Here is an 18,789-nt window from a genome sequence, read left to right as displayed (position 1 = left end):
CCAAAAGGTTAACGCCGATGTCCGACCCGCAAGTCGTCACCCGTTTCGCCCCCTCGCCCACGGGCTATCTGCATATCGGCGGCGCCCGCACCGCGCTGTTCAACTGGCTCTATGCCCGTGGCCGGGGCGGCAGGTTCCTGCTCCGGATCGAAGATACCGACCGCGCCCGTTCCACCCCGGAAGCGACGGCGGCGATCCTTGAAGGGATGCGCTGGCTCGGGCTCGATTACGATGGCGAGCCGATCAGCCAGTTCGAACGCGCCGGGCGCCATGCCGAGGTGGCCCACGAGATGCTGGCCAGCGGCCATGCCTATAAATGCTTCGCCACGCAGGACGAGATTGCCGCCTTTCGCGACGCGGCGAAGGCGGCGGGCACATCGACGCTGTTTCAATCGCCCTGGCGCGATGCCGATCCTGCCACCCACCCCGACGCGCCCTATGTGATCCGCCTGAAAGCCCCGCGCGACGGGGCGACGGTGATCGACGATCAGGTGCAGGGCCAGGTCACCATCCGTAACGACCAGCTCGACGACATGATTTGTTTACGGTCGGATGGCACACCCACCTACATGCTGGCCGTCGTCGTCGACGACCATGACATGGGGGTGACGCATGTGATCCGGGGCGACGACCACCTCAACAACGCCGCGCGCCAGATGCAGGTTTATGCCGCGATGGGGTGGGATGTGCCGGTCTTCGCGCATATCCCGCTGATCCACGGGCCGGACGGCAAGAAGCTCTCCAAGCGCCATGGCGCGCTCGGGGTCGAGGAATACCGCGCGATGGGCTATCCGGCCTCGGCAATGCGCAATTACCTCGCCCGGCTGGGCTGGAGCCACGGCGATGACGAGGTGTTTACCGACGAACAGGCGCAGGCCTGGTTCGATCTGTCGGGCATCGGCAAGGGGGCCGCGCGGTTCGACTTCAAGAAGCTCGATCACATCTCCGGCCAGCACATCGCGGCGGAGGATGGCGAGGACCTTGTGCTGCAACTGCAGGATTACCTCGATGCGGTTGGCGGCAAACCCCTGACCGCCCCCGAGGCGCGCGCCCTCGCCGCCTCGATGCCGCTGTTCAAAGCCGGCGCGAAAACCTTGCCGCAAATACTTGAAAAAGCGCATTTTCTTCTCACGATGCGCCCGATCGAGCCAGACGAGAAAGCGGCAAAATCGCTCGATGATGTATCCCGTGGTATACTGAGAGAATTGACGCCGCATCTGCAAAATGCTAGCTGGGAGCGCGACACGCTGGAAACCACGCTGAACGCCTTTGCCGAAGCGCAGGACACCAAGTTCGGAAAGCTGGCGGCCCCGTTGCGCGCCGCACTTGCAGGCCGGGCCGTTACCCCCAGCGTTTTCGATATGATGCTGCTTCTCGGGCGCGACGAAACCATCGCGCGTCTTGATGAGGCGGCACGCTGACACGCCCGCCCCGGCGGGCCTTTTGAAAGGGACGTGCATGGTAGATCAGACGGGAACCGCAAAGCTCACATATGGCGACACGGAGCTTGAGCTCCCGATGTACTCCCCGACCGTTGGCCCCGACGTGATCGACATCGGCAAGCTCTATGCCCAGGGTGGCGTGTTCACCCACGATCCGGGCTTCACATCGACCTCGTCCTGCGAAAGCGCCATCACCTATATCGACGGCGACAAGGGCGAGCTTCTCTACCGCGGTTTCCCCATCGAGCAACTGGCCGAAAAAAGCCATTACCTCGAAGTCTGCTTCCTTTTGCTCTACGGCGAGTTGCCGACGGCGGTGCAGCTCGAAGATTTCGAAGGCCGCGTCACCCGCCACACGATGGTGCATGAGCAGCTCACCAAGTTCTTCTCGGGTTACCGCCGCGACGCGCACCCGATGGCGACGATGGTGGGCGTGGTCGGCGCGCTCTCGGCGTTCTATCACGACAGCCTCGACATTTCCGACTACTGGCAACGCGAAATCGCCGCCGTGCGGATGATCGCCAAGATCCCGACGATTGCGGCGATGGCCTACAAATATTCGATCGGCCAGCCCTTCGTGTATCCGAAGAACTCGCTCGATTACGCCTCGAACTTCCTGCATATGTGCTTCTCGGTTCCCGCCGAGGAATATGAGGTGAACCCGATCCTCTCGCGCGCGATGGACCGGATCTTCACCCTCCATGCCGACCACGAGCAGAATGCCTCGACCTCGACGGTGCGTCTGGCCGGCTCTTCGGGGGCCAACCCGTTTGCCTGTATCGCCGCCGGCATTGCCTGCCTCTGGGGTCCGGCCCATGGCGGCGCCAACCAGGCCTGCCTGGAAATGCTGAAAGAGATCGGCACGGTCGACCGTATCCCCGAATATATCGAACGCGCGAAGGACAAGAGCGATCCGTTCCGCCTGATGGGCTTCGGCCACCGGGTCTACAAGAATTTCGACCCGCGCGCGAAGGTGATGAAGGAAAGCGCCGACGAGGTGCTGGAACTGCTCGGCGTCGAAAACAACGAAACGCTGAAAGTCGCCAAGGAACTTGAGCGGATCGCGTTGGAAGATCCTTATTTCGTCGAGAAAAAGCTCTATCCGAACGTCGATTTCTACTCCGGCATCATCCTTGAGGCGATGGGCTTCCCCACCTCGATGTTCACCCCGATCTTCGCGCTTTCGCGCACCGTGGGCTGGATTTCGCAGTGGAAAGAGATGCTGAGCGATCCGAACCAGAAGATCGGCCGCCCGCGCCAGCTTTATACCGGCGAAGCCCGCCGCGATTACGTGGACGTGGAAAAGCGCTGAGCCGCACCTGCCTGAATGCAGAAGGGCCGCCCCTCGGGGCGGCCCTTTGTCTGTGTCAGGCGGCCGGCCCGGCTCAACGGCCCTCGAATTTGGGCGCGCGCTTTTCGAGGAAGGCCATCACCCCTTCCCTGAAATCGCGCGAGCGGCCGCATTGCCCCTGCATCCGGGCCTCCAGCGCGATCTGATCGTCGAAGGAATTGCCGAGCGAGGCACGCATCAGCCTCTTGATGCTCTTGTAGGACAGCGTCGGCCCTTCGGCGAGCTGTCGGGCGCGGGCACGCCAGTGGCTGTCGAAATCATCATCGGGCACCGATTCCCAGATCAGGCCCATCGCGCTGGCCTCGTCGGCGCTGATCTTTTCGGCAAACAGCGCCGCCCCCATCGCCTTGGCGAGCCCCATGGCACGCGGCATCGTGTAGGTGCCGCCGGCATCGGGAATAAGGCCGATGCGCGAGAAGGCTTGCAGAAAATAGGCCGACTGGCTGGCGATCACCACATCCGCCGCAAGGGCGAGGTTGGCCCCTGCCCCCGCCGCCGGGCCGTTCACCGCCGCGATCACCGGAATACCGGCGCCGGTGATCGCGCGCAGCACCGGCTCGTATTCGTCGCGCAGCGTGCGTTCGAGATCGACTTCGCCGGCACTGGCGCGGTCGCCCAGATCCTGCCCTGTGCAAAAAGCGCGGCCCTCGCCGGTGATCGCCAGCACCCGCGCCACCTCGTCGGCATGTCTCACCGCATGGGCCATCTCGGCCCGCATCTGGGTGTTGAGCGCGTTCATCTTTTCGGGCCGGTTCAGCGTCATCAGCGCGAGCCCGTTGTCGATGTCCAGCCGGATCGTCTCGTAATCCATCGAAGCCTCCCTGTTGGTGGCGGCGAGACTAGCGAAGGGGCGCGACCATGGGAAGCAGCAAAACCGACCGAAGGGTCGAGTTTACCTGTGCTCCGCGCTGCCGGACATACAGGCGCGGCGCAGGGTTCAGCCGTTCAGAAGCTCGTCGAGCCGGCTTTTCTCGTCTTCCGTCAGCGCTTCCGCCGGCTCGGCGCTGCGCGAGCGGCGGCGCAGATAGAAGCCCGCCCCGATCGCGGCGGTGAGAAACAGCGCCGGTCCGGCCCACCACAGCAGCACATTGGCCCCGCTCGCGGTGGGCTTCATCAGCACGTATTCGCCGTAACGGTCGACGATGAAGGCGACGGCCTCGTCATTGCTGTCGCCCGCCAGCAGCCGCTCACGCACGAGCAGGCGCAGATCGCGGGCGATGGCGGCATTGCTCTCGTCGATATTCTCGCCACGGCAAACCACGCAGCGCAGCCCCGCCGAAATATCGCGCGCCCGCGCCTCAAGCGCCGGGTCGTCCAGCACCTCGTCGGGGTTCACCGCGAAGGCGGGGCTGGCGATGAGCGCCAGCACGAGCATGAGCTTCTTCATTCCGCCGGCACTCCCTGCGGCGCAATCCGCGCCTTGCTGGCCCCGGCGGCGACGCGGTAGCGCCGGTCGCTGAGGCTCAGAACCCCGCCGAGCGCCATGATGATCGTGCCGCCCCAGATCCAGTTGGCAAAGGGCTTGATGAAGGTGCGCACGGCCCAGCCGCCGCCCGCCTGCGGATCGCCGATGACAAGGTAGAGATCGCGCCAGAAGCCATTGGCGATGGCCGCCTCGGTGGTGGGCATCGCCTGCACCGGGTAGACGCGCTTTTCGGGCTCCAGCGTGGCGATCAGCCGGCCATCCCTGTGCACCTGCATATGGCCGACTGTCGAGACATAGTTTGGCCCCGGCTGGCGGGTCACGTCCGTCAGCACCACCTCATAGCCCGACACCTCGAACGGCTCGCCCACCTGGGCAACGCGGATATCTTCCACCTGCCAGGCCATCAGCCCGGCAATCCCCGCGATCGTGATGCCAAGCCCGGAATGCGCCGTGGCCTTGCCCCAGTCGGCGCGCGGCAGCCGGGTGAGACGGGAAAGCCGCTGGCCCCAGGGCCCGCGCCCGGTGCGCGACATCAGATCGACCACCGCGCCCGAAACGAGCCAGGTGCCGAGCAGGAAGCCGACAGGGCCAAGGATCGTGCGCTGGGTCTGCAGCGTCCAGGCCAGGAGCGCGATCAGCACGGCCAGAATCGCCGCCGGGATCAGCGGCCTGATCGCACGGCCAAGCCGCGCCCGCTTCCACGGCAACATCGCACCCACCGGCAGGACGACGGCGAGCGCCACCATGAACGGCGTGAAGGCCGCCTCGAAGAAGGGCGCGCCGACCGAGAGCTTGCGGTCGAAGAACATCTCGGCCACCAGCGGCCAGATCGTGCCGATGAAGACCACGAAGGACGAGACGGCAAGCAGGATATTGTTGACCACCAGCCCCGATTCCCGGCTGACCATCGCAAACACGCCCTTGGCCTCCATCGCGCTGGCGCGCGCGGCAAAGAGGGTGAGCGCTCCACCGGTGAACAGCGCGAGGATGAGCAGGATGAACACGCCGCGCGTCGGGTCGGAGGCGAAGGTGTGGACCGAGGTGATGATGCCGGAGCGCACGATGAAGGTGCCGATCAGCGAGAAGCCGAAAGCGAGGATGGCCAGCAGAATCGTCCAGCTTTTCAGCGCCTCGCGCTTCTCGACCACGATGGCCGAATGCAACAGTGCTGCGGCGAAGAGCCAGGGCATGAACGAGGCGTTCTCGACCGGATCCCAGAACCAGAAGCCGCCCCAACCAAGCTCGTAATAGGCCCACCAGGAGCCGAGCCCGATACCGATGGTGAGGAAGACCCAGGCCGCCAGCGTCCAGGGCCGCACCCAGCGCGCCCAGGCGGCATCGACCCGGCCCTCGATCAGCGCCGCGACGGCGAAGGAGAAGGCCATCGAGAGGCCGACATAGCCGAGATAGAGGAAGGGCGGGTGGAAGGCGAGGCCCGGATCCTGCAACAGCGGGTTGAGGTCCTGCCCGTCGAAGGGCGGCACGGCGATGCGCAGGAACGGGTTCGAGGTGAAGATGATGAAACCGAGAAAGGCCACGCCGATCGCCGATTGCACCGACAGAACCAGCGCCTTCAGCCTGGGCGGCAGCCCGCCGCCGAACCAGGCCGCGGCGGCGCCGAACAACGCGACGATCAGCACCCAGAGCAGCATCGAGCCTTCATGGTTCCCCCAGACGCCCGAGATCTTGTAGAGCATCGGCTTGGCCGAATGGGAGTTCGCCCAGACCAGATGAAGCGAGAAGTCGGAAGTGACGAAGGCCCATGTCAGCGCCCCGAACGCGATGGCGACGAAGACGAATTGCAGGGTGGCGGCAGGGGCGGCCACGGCCATCCAGCCGGTCCAGCCTTTCTGCGCGCCGACGAACGGCACGATCATCTGCACGATGGCCACGCCAAGCGCCAGGATCAGCGCGAAATGTCCGAGTTCGGTAATCATGCGCGCGACCATATTCACAATCCTGCGCGCCGCCAATCCCATGCGCGCGCATGTCGCGGTTTTGTCATCCGGCCGGGTCCGGGGCGGGCCGGCGGGCGGCAGGAAACAGCCGAGATGCGCCAGCGCAAAGCACCCCGCGCCATTTGGTGCTATACTTCCTATGTTGTCCAATTCTGTATCCAACGGAGGAAGCGATGACACGGATGACAAAAACCCTTCTTCTGAGCGCCGCGCTGGCGCTCGCAGCGCCGGCCGTGATCGCCGCCGACTGGGAAGGCCCCTATGTTGGCGCCTATGGCGCAACGGTGAACGGCAACAGCTTCGCATTCGGCGGACAGGCGGGTTATATGTACGACCTCGGCAACGGCGCCTTTGTCGGCGGCGAGATCGACGTGCTCTTCCCGAACACGGGCGTCGATTACGTGGCCGCCGGCACGCTGCGCTTCGCCTATGAAGTGATGCCCGACGCGCTGATCTACGGCCAGGGCGGCGTGGCCCGCGCCTCGAATTCCACCAACTGGTGGCTCGTGGGCGCCGGCGCGCAATACGCCTTTACCGACGAGCTGTCGCTGCGTGCAGGCGTGGACCGCTACGAGACCTTCGGCGGCGGCACCAGCAACTGGGTGGCGAAAGCCGGCCTGGTTTACGGCTTCTGACGCCGCATGGCGCCGGAGCGATGTGAGAGAAAGCCCCGTCCGACCGGCGGGCCAGAGGAGATGTGCACGCCATGATCGGACGGGGAGTTGCAAGCGCCATGGCGATCATGCTGGCGCTGCCGGGCTGGGCCGATGAGGCCCAGCCCTGTTGGCACTACGGCGCCGCACCGGGATTGTTCGACTGGAACCAGTCCCCGTCCACCGCTTGCCGTGACGGAGCCAGCCCGGCTCCGGCAATACCCGTTCCACCGGCCGCACCACGCCCCGGCCCGGTGGCCGGGAGCGGCGATTCCGCCCCGGCGGCCCCCGACACCAGCTTCACCTTCAGCGGCCAGGCCTATATCGGGGTCGGGGCGCTGTTCTGAGCCGCTACGCGACGAGCCAGGCAAGGCCGGAAAGCGCCAGAGCCAGCGCCACCGGCCAGAGAAAGCTGGCCCCATGCCGCCCGAAAGAACGCTGGATCACCGCGAAATGCAGAAGCGCCCCGGTCAGGGAGATCGCCAGAACCAGATGCAGGCCCGCCTCCGGCGCTGCGCCCTGCCCGATCAGGCTCGCCCGCCACCACCAGCCGGCCAGCACCCCCGCGCCCAGCCAGGCCCATGCCATGCCGAGCGCGAGCGGCGTTGCGCGTTCGCGCCAGAGCCACAGGAAGGTGCCGGCGATCATCAGCGCCATCAACGCAATCGCGCCATAGGCGATCAGCCGCACCGCCCCGTCGCCCACCACCAGCCGGCCCGCTTCGAGCGCCGCCCAGATCAGCGCAGTGAGAAAAACCGATTGCTTCATGCCGACAACACCTCACGCACCGCGCGGTCCAGTTCGTCGGCGGCGCGCTCGAACCGCTCGACCGAGCGGAAGAAGCGCACGCCGCCGAGCCAGCGGCGCAGCCGGGCCGCCGCCCGCGTCATGGCTGCCCCCGCCCATGCGGCAACCGCTCGCGGATGATCGTGGTGATCTCGATCAGGATCGCCGCGTTCTTGTCGAGCACGGCACGGGTGGCCTGATCCTTCTGCAGATCGCGCCACAACAAATAGAAAACGAGCAGCGCCCATGGCCCGTGATCCGACAGCAGGGCGAGGAAAACCTCCGCGCTCATCCATCGGCCCGCCAATCGTCGAGCGCCGGATTGGCATCGCTCCGCGCCGCGCCCGCCTCCAGCGCCTCCAGCGCGCCGAGATTGCGCATCACCGTGCCGGTGCGCAGCATGGTCTCGGCCAGAGACCGTTGGAATTCCTGCCCCTTGAGCTGCTGGCGCGCGCCGAAATAGAAGCTCACCACCGCCCCCATCAGCCACCATAGCGGCTCGGGCACCAGCGCGATGCCCTGCATCCGCGCGGCAAACCAGATCGGGTCCACCATCGCCGCGGTGAACAGCCCCAGCGTTCCGATCGCCAGCGCCGGGCGCGGCAGCCGGTTCAGCCCGTCGACGATCCGGTCGAACAGGCCCCGGCGCGGCAGGGCGAATTCCTGGCCGAACTGCTTCAGCGCCGCCGCGTGGCGCTCGGCCTCGCGCACCGCACCGGCCTCGGTGTTTTCCATGAAGATCCCGGCGGTGTCCTTGATGACATTGCCGCCATTGCCGAACAGGATCGCGGCCAGCCCGTCGATCACCCCCATGCCGCCACCCGGGCGCGGTGCTCGGCCTCCGTCAGATGGAAACGCGGCGAGATAAATGCCTCGGCGCGCAAAATCCAGCCGCCCTTGCCGCCGTCGCGGCGGCGGGCGTATTTGCGGCTGGCGGGGCGGTTGTCGGCCAGGCGGTAATAGTAGTTGCGCCGCTCGATGCCGTAGGCATCGGCCACATGGTCCGGCGCCGCCTGCGCCACGGCCCGTGCCGCCGCCTCGGTCTCGGGCCCGATCGCGCCGTCGACGGTCACCGGCTGGCCCATCTGGCCGAGCAGCCGCTGCAGAATGCGCACCGCCTGCGCCCCGGCATTCACATACATGTCGAAAACCGGGGGCTGCAGCACTTCCGGCAACCGGCCGATCCCCGGCACGTCGAAGTAATGGCGGATGAAGATATCCCGCGCCTGATCGCGCGTCAGCCGGCGCACATCCTCAGCCGTCACCACCCCGTCACCATCGAGATCCAGCCCGAGACGGCGCATGGTGTGGATCGTCACGCCGTGATTGGTCGCCCCGCCGGGATCGTCAGGATCGTTCACATAACCGCCTTCGCGGTCGAGAATCTGATCGGCAATATCGTGCACCGAAAGCATGGCAGGCCCCGTTTATCAATGACGGGGAAAGGCTGTGCCTTAACGGTTAAGATCGCTTAAAGCGCGCGACCGGGCGATATGGGTATCAATATATAGTACTGAAATATATATATTTTCCGGTTTTCCGGTTTTCCGGTTTTCCGGTTTTCCGGTTTTCCGGTGAAGGGCGCCTCACAGCCTCTTGTTTGTCAACGACTTTTTAAGGACAAGCACATACCGCCACCGCGGCCCGCACTGCGCCCAGCGGCGCATCACACCGCCACCCGGCCCGGCGTCAGCGCGCTTTGAAAATCGTGCCGAGGATACCGCGCACGATGCGTCGGCCGGTGGTGCCTTTCAGTTCCTTGATCACCGCAGTGGTCATGGCGCTGCCGAAGGTGTCTTCCGGTTTCGGCCTGCGCGCCCCGCCGCGGCTCGTGCCGCTGCCGCGCTCGCGCGGCGCATAGCGCCGGGCGGAGTTGAATTCGCGCGCGGCGGCGTCTCCCTCCGCTTCGCGCTTTTCGGCAGCCTCCGCCTCGGCGGCGGCCTGTTCCGCCCGCCTGGCGAGAATTTCCTGCGCGCTCTCACGGTCGATCCGGGTATCGTATTTTCCCGCCACCGGCGAGGTAAGCATCGCCGCGCGGCGCACCTCCGGGTCGACCGGGCCGAGATGCGACGCGGGCGGGCGGATCAGCGTCTGCTCGGCCATGCCCGGCGCGCCCTTTGCCTCCAGCATCGAGGTCACCGCCTCGCCCACGCCAACTTCGCGGATCGCGTCTTCGATGTTGAGGCGGGGATTGTCGCGGTAGGTCTCGGCCGCCTGTTTCAGCGCCTTGCGGTCGCGCGCGGTGAAGGCGCGCAGGGCGTGCTGCACCCGGTTGCCGAGCTGGCCGAGAATGTCTTCCGGCACGTCCGCCGGGTTCTGAGTGATGAAATAGACGCCCACCCCCTTCGAGCGAATGAGCCGCGCCACCTGCTCCACCTTGTCGACCAGCGCTTTCGGCGCGTCGTCAAAAAGCAGATGTGCCTCGTCGAAGAAGAAGACGAGCTTCGGCTTGTCGGGGTCGCCCACCTCGGGCAGTTCCTCGAACAGCTCCGAGAGCAGCCAGAGCAGGAAGGTGGCATAGAGCCGGGGCGAGGCCATCAGCTTGTCGGACGACAGGATCGAGATCCGCCCGCGCCCGTCGATATCGGTGCGCATCAGGTCGGCCAGTTCCAGCGCCGGCTCGCCAAACAGGTTCTCCCCGCCCTGGTTTTCCAGCACCAGAAGCGCGCGCTGGATCGCCCCCACCGACGAGGTGGCGACATTGCCGTATTTCAGGCTGAGCTCGTCGGCATTCTGCCCCACCCAGAGCAGCAGCGCTCGCAGATCGGCAAGGTCGAGCAACGGCAGGCCCTGTTCGTCGGCAACCCGGAAGGCGATGTTGAGCACACCCTCCTGCGCCTCGGTAAGCTCCAGCAGGCGCGAGAGCAGCAGCGGCCCCATCTCGGCCACGGTGGTGCGGATCGGGTGGCCCTGGTCGCCGTAAAGATCCCAGAAGGTGACCGGGAAGGCCTCATAGGCATAATCGTCGAACCCGATCTTGCCGGCGCGCTCCATGAAGGCCCCATGCAGCTTGACGCTCTCGCTGCCCGCAGCCGCAAGCCCGGAGAGATCGCCCTTCACATCCGAGAGGAACACCGGCACACCGGCTTTCGAAAAGCCCTCCGCCATGATCTGCAGCGTGACCGACTTGCCGGTGCCGGTGGCGCCGGCCACGAGGCCGTGACGGTTGGCGTATTTCAGAAGCAGCCCCTGTTTGACGCCGTAATCTTCGCCGCCGCCGCCGATGAATACCCGGTCGTCCATAGCCGCTCCCCCTCGATAACTTTGCACCGACAATACAAATTTAACGTTTTGGTGCCAGAGTGAAATGGCCCGGACGGATGTTCCGCTCCGGTCCGGGCAACCCTCCCTGTCAGACTGGCCGCGCCTTCCGGGCGCGGCTTTTTCCGTCATAGCAGGGGCCTGCGCCGGTGAGCCGCAAAAAATGCCGCTACGTCAATCCTGCCCTGTTGACCGCTGCGACCTTCTGTCGTAGCGTCCCGGCCATATGTCGGCTGGTCCGACAGGGAGTGAAAAATTCAACGGGGAAACCCCGGGAAAGGGTCCGCACGGCGGGCCCTTTTTTCATCGCCGGCCACGACCTTACCCGATCGGCGATATTCCCCGGCCCCGCGGCGCGGCGCGCGATTTCGCCCTGACAGCCCCGCCCCTGCATGTTAAGCAGCCGGCAACGGACAACAAACACGGGATACGGATCATGCAAGATCTCCTCAAATCGCTCAGCCTCGCGGCTCTGCTCGCGGTTGCCGGCCCCGCCTTCGCCCAGGACAGCACCGAAGCGCCTGCGGCTGACGCCCCGGCGGCCGAGGCGCCGGCGGCGGAGGCCCCGGCAACGGAAGCGCCGCTCGCCGAAGCGCCGGCATCGGCCACCGGCGCCGAGGTGGAAACCTATATCGACGAGCAGTTCGACGATTGGCAGCGTGAATGCCTGCGTCTTCCCGAAGGCGTCGAGGGCACCGATCCCTGCCGCATGGTCCAGATCGTGACAGACGCCGAGGGCAAGCCGATTGGCAAGATCGCGCTCGGGCTTCAGCCCGCCGGCAGCCCGGCTGTCGCCTCCGCCGAGGTGGCGCTGCCGCTCGATCTCGGCATCCTGCTGTCGCAGGGCCTGTCGGTGGGCGTCGACGAGGGTCTGAGCAAGCAATACGACTTCTATCTCTGCCTGGCCAATGGCTGCACCGCGCGGCTTCTGTTCAACACCGACGACATTCAGGCGTTCAAGGCCGGCACGGTGCTGTCGCTCGGGATGATCGCCTTCCTGCCGCCGGAACGTCAGGCGACGCGGATCGCGATCCCGGTTTCGCTCAAGGGCTTCACCAAAGCCTATGAAAGCCTGACCGCGCCGGAAGCGCCCGCCGAAGCGCCCGCCGCCGCCGAGTAAGGCGCCGGCGCAGAAAGACCACACCGCCGCGCAGGGCCACCTGCGCGGCGGTTTTCTTTTGTGTTACGGGTCAGCTTTGGGGCCACCAACGCGCATGGAAGCGGCGGTCAGGGCGCCTTTTTCAGCGCGATCACCGCGTTCAGCCCGCCGAAGGCGAAGGCATTGGAGAGCACCGCGCTCACCTCGGCCTCGCGCGCCACATTGGGCACCACGTCGAGCGCGCATTCCGGGTCCGGCTCTTCATAGCCGATGGTGGGCGCGATCACGCCCTCGTTCAGCGCCATCAGCGCCGCCACCAGTTCCACCGCGCCGGTGCCGCCGATAATATGGCCGTGCATCGACTTGGTGGACGATATCATCACCCGGTCGGCATGATGGCCGAAGGCGTCGGCCACCGCCGCGCTTTCGACCTTGTCGTTCGCCGCCGTGCCGGTGCCATGGGCGTTGATATAGCCCACATCTTCAGGGTTCAGCCCCGCATCCTTCATCGCGCCGGAAATGGCCCGCGCCGCGCCCTGACGGCTGGGCATGACGATATCCGCCGCATCCGCCGTCATCGAGAACCCGGCGACTTCGGCAAGAATCTCGGCTCCCCGCGCCCTGGCGTGCTCATAATCCTCGAACACATAGACCGCCGCGCCCTCGCCCTGCACCATGCCGTTGCGGTTGGCCGAGAACGGGCGGCAGGCATCTTTCGACATCACCCGCAGCCCTTCCCACGCCTTGATCCCGCCGAAGCACAGCATCGCCTCGGAGCCACCGGTGACCATCACATCGGCAAGCCCCGAGCGGATCATCAGCAGCGCCTGCCCCATCGCGTGGTTCGATGAGGCACAGGCCGAAGCCACCGTGAAGGACGGCCCGCGCAGGTTCCATTCCATCGACACCTGCGAAGCGGCGGCATTGTTCATCAGCTTCGGCACGACGAAGGGGTGAACCCGGTTCTTCCCCTCTTCGTAAACGGTGCGGTAATTGTCGTCGAGCGTGCCCAGCCCGCCGCCGGAATTGCCGAGGATCACCCCCGACCGGTCGGCCAGCGCCCCCGAAAAGCTCAGCCCCGATTGCCCCAGCGCCTCGCGGGCGGACAGCAGGGCGAACTGGGTGAAGCGATCATAGAGCGCGATCTGCTGGCGGTTGAAATGCGCCTCCGGATCGTAGTCGCGGATCTGGGCGCCGATGCGGATGGTGAGGCGGTCGACATCGGGAAAGTCGAGCGGCCCGATGCCGCAGCGCCCCTCCTTCATCGCGGCCATCGTCTCGGCCACACTGGCCCCGAGCGCGTTGACCGTGCCCGCGCCGGTGATCACCACACGCCGCACGTGGCTCACCCTTTCTGCTCGGCGACCAGCCCGGTGACCGCGTCGATGATGGCGCGCACGGACGAGATATCAAACTCGCTTTCGGTGGGGTCGTTGGCGTTGAAAGGCACCGAGATATCAAAGGCTTCTTCGATCGCAAAGATCACTTCGACCAGGCCGAGGCTGTCGATTCCGAGATCCTCCAGCGTCTGGTCGCCCGACACGTCGCCCGGCTCCAGCACCGCCTGTTCGGCAATGATCCCGATAATCCTGGCCTCGATATCCTGCGCCATCCTCGCTCCCCACGCTTATCCACGGGCGAGGCCCGTTTAGTCGTTTTGGCCGCTCAAGGAAACAGAATAATGACGATGGCGGCGCGGGCCGGTCCGCGCTGCCGCCGCTGGGGTCAGCTCTCGTATCCGGGCAGGTGCACGCCCGCGGCTTCCAGCGCCGCCCAGACCTTCGCATCGCGCCCGTAGACGTCGGCGCGGTAGCTCATATGCCCGCGCAGATCCGAGAAGGCGGTGCGGTAGACCAGATGCACCGGCACCGGATCGACAAGGTTCACCTGCGTCTCGCGCCCGGTGACGAGGATGTCCTGGAAGAAGGTCTTCGGGTCGCTCTCCTGCGCGGCCAGCAGCACATAGGCGAAGTCGAAGGGTTTCTGCAGCCGGATGCAGCCGTGCGAATAGGCGCGCGTTTCATGGTCGAACAGATATTTCGTCGGCGTATCATGCAGATAGACGTTGTGCTGGTTGGGGAACATGAACTTGACCAGCCCCAGCGCATTGCCACGCGAGGGCGGCTGTTTGAGGTCGTAGGGGAAGCTCGCAGGCGTGTAGGCTTCCCAGTTCACCGCGCTGCGCGGCACCACCCGTCCGGCGCCGTCGATCAGTTGCAGATGCCCCGAGCCGCTGCCGCCCGAGGCGATCATGCCCGGCAGGTATTCCCCCACCGAGATCGAGCGCGGCACATACCAGCTCGGGTTGATGATCAGGTGCTCCATCACATCGGAAAATTCCGGCGTGCGGGTATCGCTGCGATTCTGCCCCACCACCGAACGGGTCTCGAAGGTGATGCTGCCCGCATCGACCACGCGGGCGGTGAAATCGGTGAGGTTGACCCAGATGTAACGTTTGGAGCGGTCGATCGAGAGCCAGCGTTCGCGCTCCATCGCGACGATGACCGATCTGAGCCGCTCTTCCATCGGCACGTTGATCGCGTCGATGGTCGCGGGGCCGGCCACGCCGTCGGCGTTCAGCCCGGCATCTTCCTGGAACCGCTGCACTGCGCCCTGAATGGCGGCATCATAGGTGATGGTCGCCGACCGGCTGAGATAACCCATTGCGATCAGACGGTTGCGCAGCTGCACCACGGCCAGGCCGCTCTCGCCCGGCTTGAGCGCGCCCGCCTGAACCTGCTGGCCCCAGCCGCCGCGTTCGATCAGGCGTTCAAGCTCGAATTTCTTGTGCATCAGGCGCGCATATTCATCCGAGCCCGGCACCAGCGAATGCATGAAGGCTTCGGGATTTTCCGCCGCCGTGAAGGCGTTGAGGATCTCGGTGCCGTCGCGCCGGTGCGGATCGCGGGTCATGCCCGGGTCGATGTCGCTCGGGGTGAGGATGCCGGTCTGGATCTGGTGGGCATAGGTCAGGAACAGATGCGTCAGCGCCACCTCGACCTCGCCCTGCGCGCGCGGGCTCGAAATGTCGCGCATCATCCGGGTCAGCTCGGTGGTGTCATAGGCCGCCACCGGCAGGCCATGATCGCTGGCCGAAAGGATCGCCTTCAGGAGCGCCTGCAGCCGCGCCCGCTCGGCCTCGGTCGCGCCGGTCCAGATCGGCGCATAGCCGTTGGCGCGGTAATAGGCGGCCACCTCGCTGTCACCCAGCGCCGCCTCGGCGACAGCCTGGGCAAAGGCGGGAAATTTCAGATCGGTGTTCTCCGCCTGGACCGGCTGCGCGAAGGCGAACATGGCCGCGGCGGCAATGGAATAGACAAAAGGTTTACGAATACACGTCAGCGGCAGCATTAGGTTCAGTCCCGTCAATCTATCTGGCTCGAAATAGAGCAAGATTCCCTGTTTTGCGCGATTTTGCCACGGCGGCGGGCGCTGTCCACTCACAAAGACGCCAGACGGCGCCATTCGCGCCCCGCCCGGCATGGCTGCGGCAATCGCGCCACATTTAACCGGGCGTTCAGGATTTTCAGCGAGATTTTGCCGATTTCTCTTGGCCGTGGCCCCTGCGACCAAAACGGACTTGGCCCACGATTCGTTGTATGTAATAACGTCCCTGCGCCTGGGGATGAGGTGCAACACGGCCGCCCTGCGACAGCACCCGCGCGGGACGGATCGGTAAAAACGGGACGAATTGGGACAGATGAACAACTCTAGCTCCAACGGGCTGAGCCGTCGTGCTTTGCTGGGCGCTTTCGCCGCGACCGCCGTCAGTGCCGCCCCAACCTTCGCCAACGCAGCCGGTTTCCTTCGCGGTGGCGGCGACATTCGCCGCATTGCCATGTATTCGGGCCGGACCGGCGAATCCATCGACACGATCTACTGGATCGAAGGCCAGTACATCAAAGAGGCGCTGAAGGAGATCAACTACTTCATGCGCGACTGGCGGGTGGACGAAAGCATCACCGTCGACACCCGCACCATCGACATCATGGCCGCAGCCCATTCGCTGCTCGATGTCAACGAACCCTACATGCTTCTGTCCGGCTACCGCTCGCCCGCGACCAATGCGATGTTGCGGTCCCGCTCCAGCGGCGTGGCGCGTAATTCGCTGCATATGAAGGGTCAGGCCGCCGATCTGCGGCTGAAGAACCGCTCGGTCAGCCAGATGTTCAAGGCCGCCAGCGCCTGCCATGCCGGCGGCGTCGGCAAGTATTCCGGATCGAACTTCGTTCACATGGATTGCGGCGTGGTCCGCACCTGGGGGAGCTGAACCTCAAATCTCCAGCATGTCGCCCCCGGCCCGGTGCCGGGGGTTTTTGTTTGCATCGGACCCGGCGGGTCCGGCCGACATGAAAAGGCCGGCCCCTTGCGGCGCCGGCCCCTCTTTCCGCTCCGTATCTCTCAGCCCTTGAGCCGCCAGGGCTCATTCTGTTCCAGATAGGCTTCCTGCTCCGGCGTCAGATCGACCTCGTCGAAGCCCGACAGCATCGGTTTGACGTGGTGGCGGAAGCCGTGGCCGACCGTCAGCAGATAGACATGGACGATGACGAAGGTCACCACCACATAGGCCGCGATCAGGTGCAGGTTGGCGACGATCGGCAGCCAGAAGCCCGAATTCGGCATCGGTTCCCAGAAATTATAGCTCAGATAGAGCAGCCCGGTGATCCAGACCGCCGGGAACACCGTCCATTTGATGACGAAATAGGTCGCCGCCTGCAGCGGGTTGTGCTTGCGCCAGAACTTCTTCTCGTAAGGGTGCTCCTCACCCTTGAACACGCCGAACGCATAAAAGCGCGCCACCGCGAACATGCCCTCGATGCGCGGGATGAACTGCTTCCAGGTGCCGGTGGTGAACAGCCAGAAGGTGGCGAAGATCCACAAACCGATCAGCACGAGCGCGGCCATCGTGTGCAGCATCACCGTGGCGCCGAACGGCAAGAGCCCGTGCACCCCGTTCATGCCGAAGCCGGTGATGGCGAGCGTGGTGATCAGCACCACCTGCATCCAGTGCCACAGCCGTTCGAACCGCGGATAGACCTTGACTTGCCGCTTACTCATGAGAGCCTCCCTTCCTGCGGGTCACCAGGCGGATGAGCCCGTGCCCGATCACGCCCGCGAGCGCGGCCAGAACCATCAGCCGCCCGAGCATCCCGACCACCGACATCGACTGCGTGCCCGGCATGTAGATCCCGTCGAGCCCGGCCAGACGGCTGTCATCGGCGTGGCATTCGGCACAATCCATCGCATCTTCGGCAGGGGCCACCATGTGGGTGATCGGCCAGTACATATGGGTGTCGACAAAGCCGAATTCGCCGGAATATTCGGCGCCGGCGGCCTTCATCCCCGCCTCGATCGCCTTGGACCAGTCGAAATTGGTCCAGAAAGCGGTGTCGGTGGTCGGACCCCAGACATGGCTGTAGGCCAGCCGGTTGTTGACACTGTCATAAGCCTGGCGGCCTTCCATCCGCTTGAACGGCCAGATCCGGCTTTCCCCATCCCCGGCCTCGCCATGGATGCGGTTCACCTCGACCACCGCGGCCGGGTCGATCGTCTGATCGCCGGTCGTGTATTCGACATGGCCATCGAACCAGGCATAGATCGGCTCGACATTCTCGCCCCATTCGAAATCGCCCTTGGTCGAAAGATAGGTGTGCAGCGCCGCGCCGTCGGACTGGATGAAATTCTCTTCGTGGATCTGCTTGCCATCGGCGTCGAGGCGCCCGGCGGTCGACCAGTCCCACACCGTCTTGGTCGCCACGCCGCCGCGCGCGAATTCGGGGATGTGGCAGGTCTGGCAGGCGACCACGTCGACATGGTCGTTGATCTTCATCCCCATCAGCGTGTTGGGATGCGGCGTTTCGCTGTGGCAGCTCTCGCAGCTCGCCGTATCGCGCCCCGCGCCAGGTTTGATGTCCGGATGATCGGTCGCCGCCACATCGTAGCGCGACCCGGCCCATTGGTGCTGATCGGAGACATGGCAGGTCGAGCAGGTAAAGTTCTCGCCTTCGGGCGACATGTGCACGTCAACCGCGAGCGGCGGGTTGAACAGCACCGACGACAGATCGCCATGCTTCACGTTATCGCCGCCACCGCCATAGAAGTGGCAATTGCCGCAATTCTCGCGGCCCGGCATTCCGACGCTCTGCGCCGCACTGGTGAGGTCCACCGCCCAGGCGGGGGCGCCGGTGATGGTCTGCGTCCCCGGCTTCACCGGGTCCAGCGGCGGATGGCCCGCGCCGGTGGCGGATTTGGTATATTGCCCCGACCGGTCATGGCAGGCGAGGCAATCCACCGCCGTCGATTGCTGCGGCGGCGGAGAGGACATGTCGTCCCAGCCATAGCCCGCGTGGCAGGAGGTGCAGCGCGGCTCGTTGCCCGCCACGTTGCCGCAGAAGGCGTTGATCACGTTGCTTTTGCCCAGAAGCTGGCCGGACTCGCTCTCATATTCCCACTGGAAGTGGATCGAGTGCATCACCTGATCGTCCGCCTCGGTATGGCAGCTCAGGCAGGCCGCCGTCACCTCGGGGCCGGAGGCGAATTGCTGCTGGAGGATTTCGAATTTCGAGTGGTCCGCCGTGGTCGTATTCGCCGCGCTCACCGGCGCAGGCGGCGGCGTCGGGGTGGACGGGGCTTCGTCCTGGGCCAGACCGGCGCCGCCAAACCCGAGCCAGAGACCCAGGCCGAGCGCCATTGCGGCCCAACGCAGCGTGTTTTTCATCGTTTCTCCTCCGCACCCGGATCGGCCGGTTAATATTCCGAATTCTGTATGTGACTTTTCGGGGAGTCGAATCGAGAGCACGAATTGCCGCAGGG

Annotated in this window: 20 protein-coding genes; 6 read left to right on the top strand and 14 right to left on the bottom strand. The window is 65.4% G+C overall.

Annotation, left to right across the window (positions count from 1 at the left end; translation table 11 throughout):
- The first annotated feature begins 17 nt into the window (after positions 1-17).
- Positions 18-1,421 (top strand): glutamate--tRNA ligase, encoded by a 1,404-nt coding sequence (gltX, locus tag QMG28_RS07030; protein WP_281841510.1) that lies wholly within the window; start codon positions 18-20, stop codon positions 1,419-1,421.
- Between the two features lie 37 nt (positions 1,422-1,458).
- Positions 1,459-2,754, top strand: coding sequence for a citrate synthase (gltA, locus tag QMG28_RS07025; RefSeq protein ID WP_281841509.1), 1,296 nt, complete (start codon positions 1,459-1,461; stop codon positions 2,752-2,754).
- A gap of 73 nt (positions 2,755-2,827) precedes the next feature.
- On the opposite strand, the gene QMG28_RS07020 is transcribed toward gltA, so the two are convergent.
- The 3 genes from QMG28_RS07020 to QMG28_RS07010 form a co-directional block, all read right to left on the bottom strand.
- Positions 2,828-3,604, bottom strand: a complete 777-nt coding sequence (locus tag QMG28_RS07020; RefSeq protein ID WP_281841508.1) for an enoyl-CoA hydratase-related protein — start codon at positions 3,602-3,604, stop codon at positions 2,828-2,830.
- Positions 3,605-3,730: 126 nt separating this feature from the next.
- A complete protein-coding gene (locus QMG28_RS07015; RefSeq protein ID WP_281841507.1) occupies positions 3,731-4,180 on the bottom strand; it encodes a cytochrome c-type biogenesis protein in 450 nt (149 codons plus the stop codon).
- A complete protein-coding gene (locus tag QMG28_RS07010) occupies positions 4,177-6,156 on the bottom strand; it encodes a heme lyase CcmF/NrfE family subunit (protein WP_281841506.1) in 1,980 nt (659 codons plus the stop codon). Before QMG28_RS07010 ends, QMG28_RS07015 begins: the two co-directional genes overlap by 4 nt.
- Before the next feature lie 194 nt (positions 6,157-6,350).
- Between QMG28_RS07010 and QMG28_RS07005 the strand changes: the two genes are divergently transcribed.
- Positions 6,351-6,812: an outer membrane protein gene (locus QMG28_RS07005; protein ID WP_281841505.1), complete on the top strand. Its 462-nt coding sequence runs from the start codon at positions 6,351-6,353 to the stop codon at positions 6,810-6,812.
- Positions 6,813-6,883: 71 nt separating this feature from the next.
- Entirely contained in the window at positions 6,884-7,177 is a 294-nt protein-coding gene (locus tag QMG28_RS07000; protein WP_281841504.1) for a hypothetical protein, read from the top strand.
- 4 nt (positions 7,178-7,181) lie between these two features.
- Here QMG28_RS07000 and QMG28_RS06995 read toward each other — a convergent pair whose 3' ends face one another.
- From QMG28_RS06995 to QMG28_RS06970, 6 genes are all read right to left on the bottom strand, one after another.
- Entirely contained in the window at positions 7,182-7,598 is a 417-nt protein-coding gene (locus tag QMG28_RS06995; RefSeq protein WP_281841503.1) for a hypothetical protein, read from the bottom strand.
- Positions 7,595-7,720 (bottom strand): hypothetical protein, encoded by a 126-nt coding sequence (locus QMG28_RS06990; protein ID WP_281841502.1) that lies wholly within the window; start codon positions 7,718-7,720, stop codon positions 7,595-7,597. The genes QMG28_RS06995 and QMG28_RS06990 overlap by 4 nt, the downstream gene beginning before the upstream one ends.
- Positions 7,717-7,908: a hypothetical protein gene (locus tag QMG28_RS06985; RefSeq protein ID WP_281841501.1), complete on the bottom strand. Its 192-nt coding sequence runs from the start codon at positions 7,906-7,908 to the stop codon at positions 7,717-7,719. Before QMG28_RS06985 ends, QMG28_RS06990 begins: the two co-directional genes overlap by 4 nt.
- Complete coding sequence (locus QMG28_RS06980) at positions 7,905-8,429, bottom strand: holin family protein (RefSeq protein WP_281841500.1); 525 nt, start codon at positions 8,427-8,429, stop codon at positions 7,905-7,907. Before QMG28_RS06980 ends, QMG28_RS06985 begins: the two co-directional genes overlap by 4 nt.
- Positions 8,420-9,031, bottom strand: a complete 612-nt coding sequence (locus tag QMG28_RS06975) for a holin-associated N-acetylmuramidase (RefSeq protein ID WP_281841499.1) — start codon at positions 9,029-9,031, stop codon at positions 8,420-8,422. Before QMG28_RS06975 ends, QMG28_RS06980 begins: the two co-directional genes overlap by 10 nt.
- A 274-nt stretch (positions 9,032-9,305) precedes the next feature.
- Complete coding sequence (locus QMG28_RS06970; RefSeq protein WP_281841498.1) at positions 9,306-10,859, bottom strand: helicase HerA-like domain-containing protein; 1,554 nt, start codon at positions 10,857-10,859, stop codon at positions 9,306-9,308.
- Between the two features lie 454 nt (positions 10,860-11,313).
- On the opposite strand from QMG28_RS06970, the gene QMG28_RS06965 reads away from it, so the two are divergent.
- Entirely contained in the window at positions 11,314-11,997 is a 684-nt protein-coding gene (locus QMG28_RS06965) for an invasion associated locus B family protein (protein WP_281841497.1), read from the top strand.
- Between the two features lie 107 nt (positions 11,998-12,104).
- Here the strand turns inward: QMG28_RS06965 and QMG28_RS06960 are convergent, their stop codons facing one another.
- From QMG28_RS06960 to QMG28_RS06950, 3 genes are all read right to left on the bottom strand, one after another.
- Positions 12,105-13,316 (bottom strand): beta-ketoacyl-[acyl-carrier-protein] synthase family protein, encoded by a 1,212-nt coding sequence (locus tag QMG28_RS06960; protein ID WP_281841746.1) that lies wholly within the window; start codon positions 13,314-13,316, stop codon positions 12,105-12,107.
- A gap of 5 nt (positions 13,317-13,321) precedes the next feature.
- Complete coding sequence (locus QMG28_RS06955) at positions 13,322-13,588, bottom strand: acyl carrier protein (RefSeq protein ID WP_281841496.1); 267 nt, start codon at positions 13,586-13,588, stop codon at positions 13,322-13,324.
- 113 nt (positions 13,589-13,701) lie between these two features.
- Positions 13,702-15,270 carry a L,D-transpeptidase family protein gene (locus QMG28_RS06950; protein WP_281841495.1) on the bottom strand — a complete coding sequence of 523 codons (1,569 nt, stop codon included), beginning with the start codon at positions 15,268-15,270 and terminating at the stop codon, positions 13,702-13,704.
- A gap of 406 nt (positions 15,271-15,676) precedes the next feature.
- Here QMG28_RS06950 and mepK point away from each other — a divergent pair, with 406 nt between their 5' ends.
- Positions 15,677-16,246: a peptidoglycan L,D-endopeptidase MepK gene (gene mepK / locus QMG28_RS06945; protein WP_281841494.1), complete on the top strand. Its 570-nt coding sequence runs from the start codon at positions 15,677-15,679 to the stop codon at positions 16,244-16,246.
- Positions 16,247-16,377: 131 nt separating this feature from the next.
- Here the strand turns inward: mepK and QMG28_RS06940 are convergent, their stop codons facing one another.
- Both QMG28_RS06940 and QMG28_RS06935 read right to left on the bottom strand, forming a co-directional pair.
- Positions 16,378-17,034 (bottom strand): cytochrome b/b6 domain-containing protein, encoded by a 657-nt coding sequence (locus QMG28_RS06940; RefSeq protein WP_281841493.1) that lies wholly within the window; start codon positions 17,032-17,034, stop codon positions 16,378-16,380.
- On the bottom strand, positions 17,027-18,694 hold the full coding sequence (locus QMG28_RS06935) for a tetrathionate reductase family octaheme c-type cytochrome (RefSeq protein WP_281841492.1): 1,668 nt from the start codon (positions 18,692-18,694) through the stop codon (positions 17,027-17,029). Before QMG28_RS06935 ends, QMG28_RS06940 begins: the two co-directional genes overlap by 8 nt.
- Between the last annotated feature and the right edge of the window lie 95 nt (positions 18,695-18,789).

The organism is Sinisalibacter aestuarii (genome assembly GCF_027923545.1).
Taxonomy (GTDB): domain Bacteria; phylum Pseudomonadota; class Alphaproteobacteria; order Rhodobacterales; family Rhodobacteraceae; genus Sinisalibacter; species Sinisalibacter aestuarii.
This window is presented reverse-complemented; position numbering and strand designations above follow the sequence as displayed.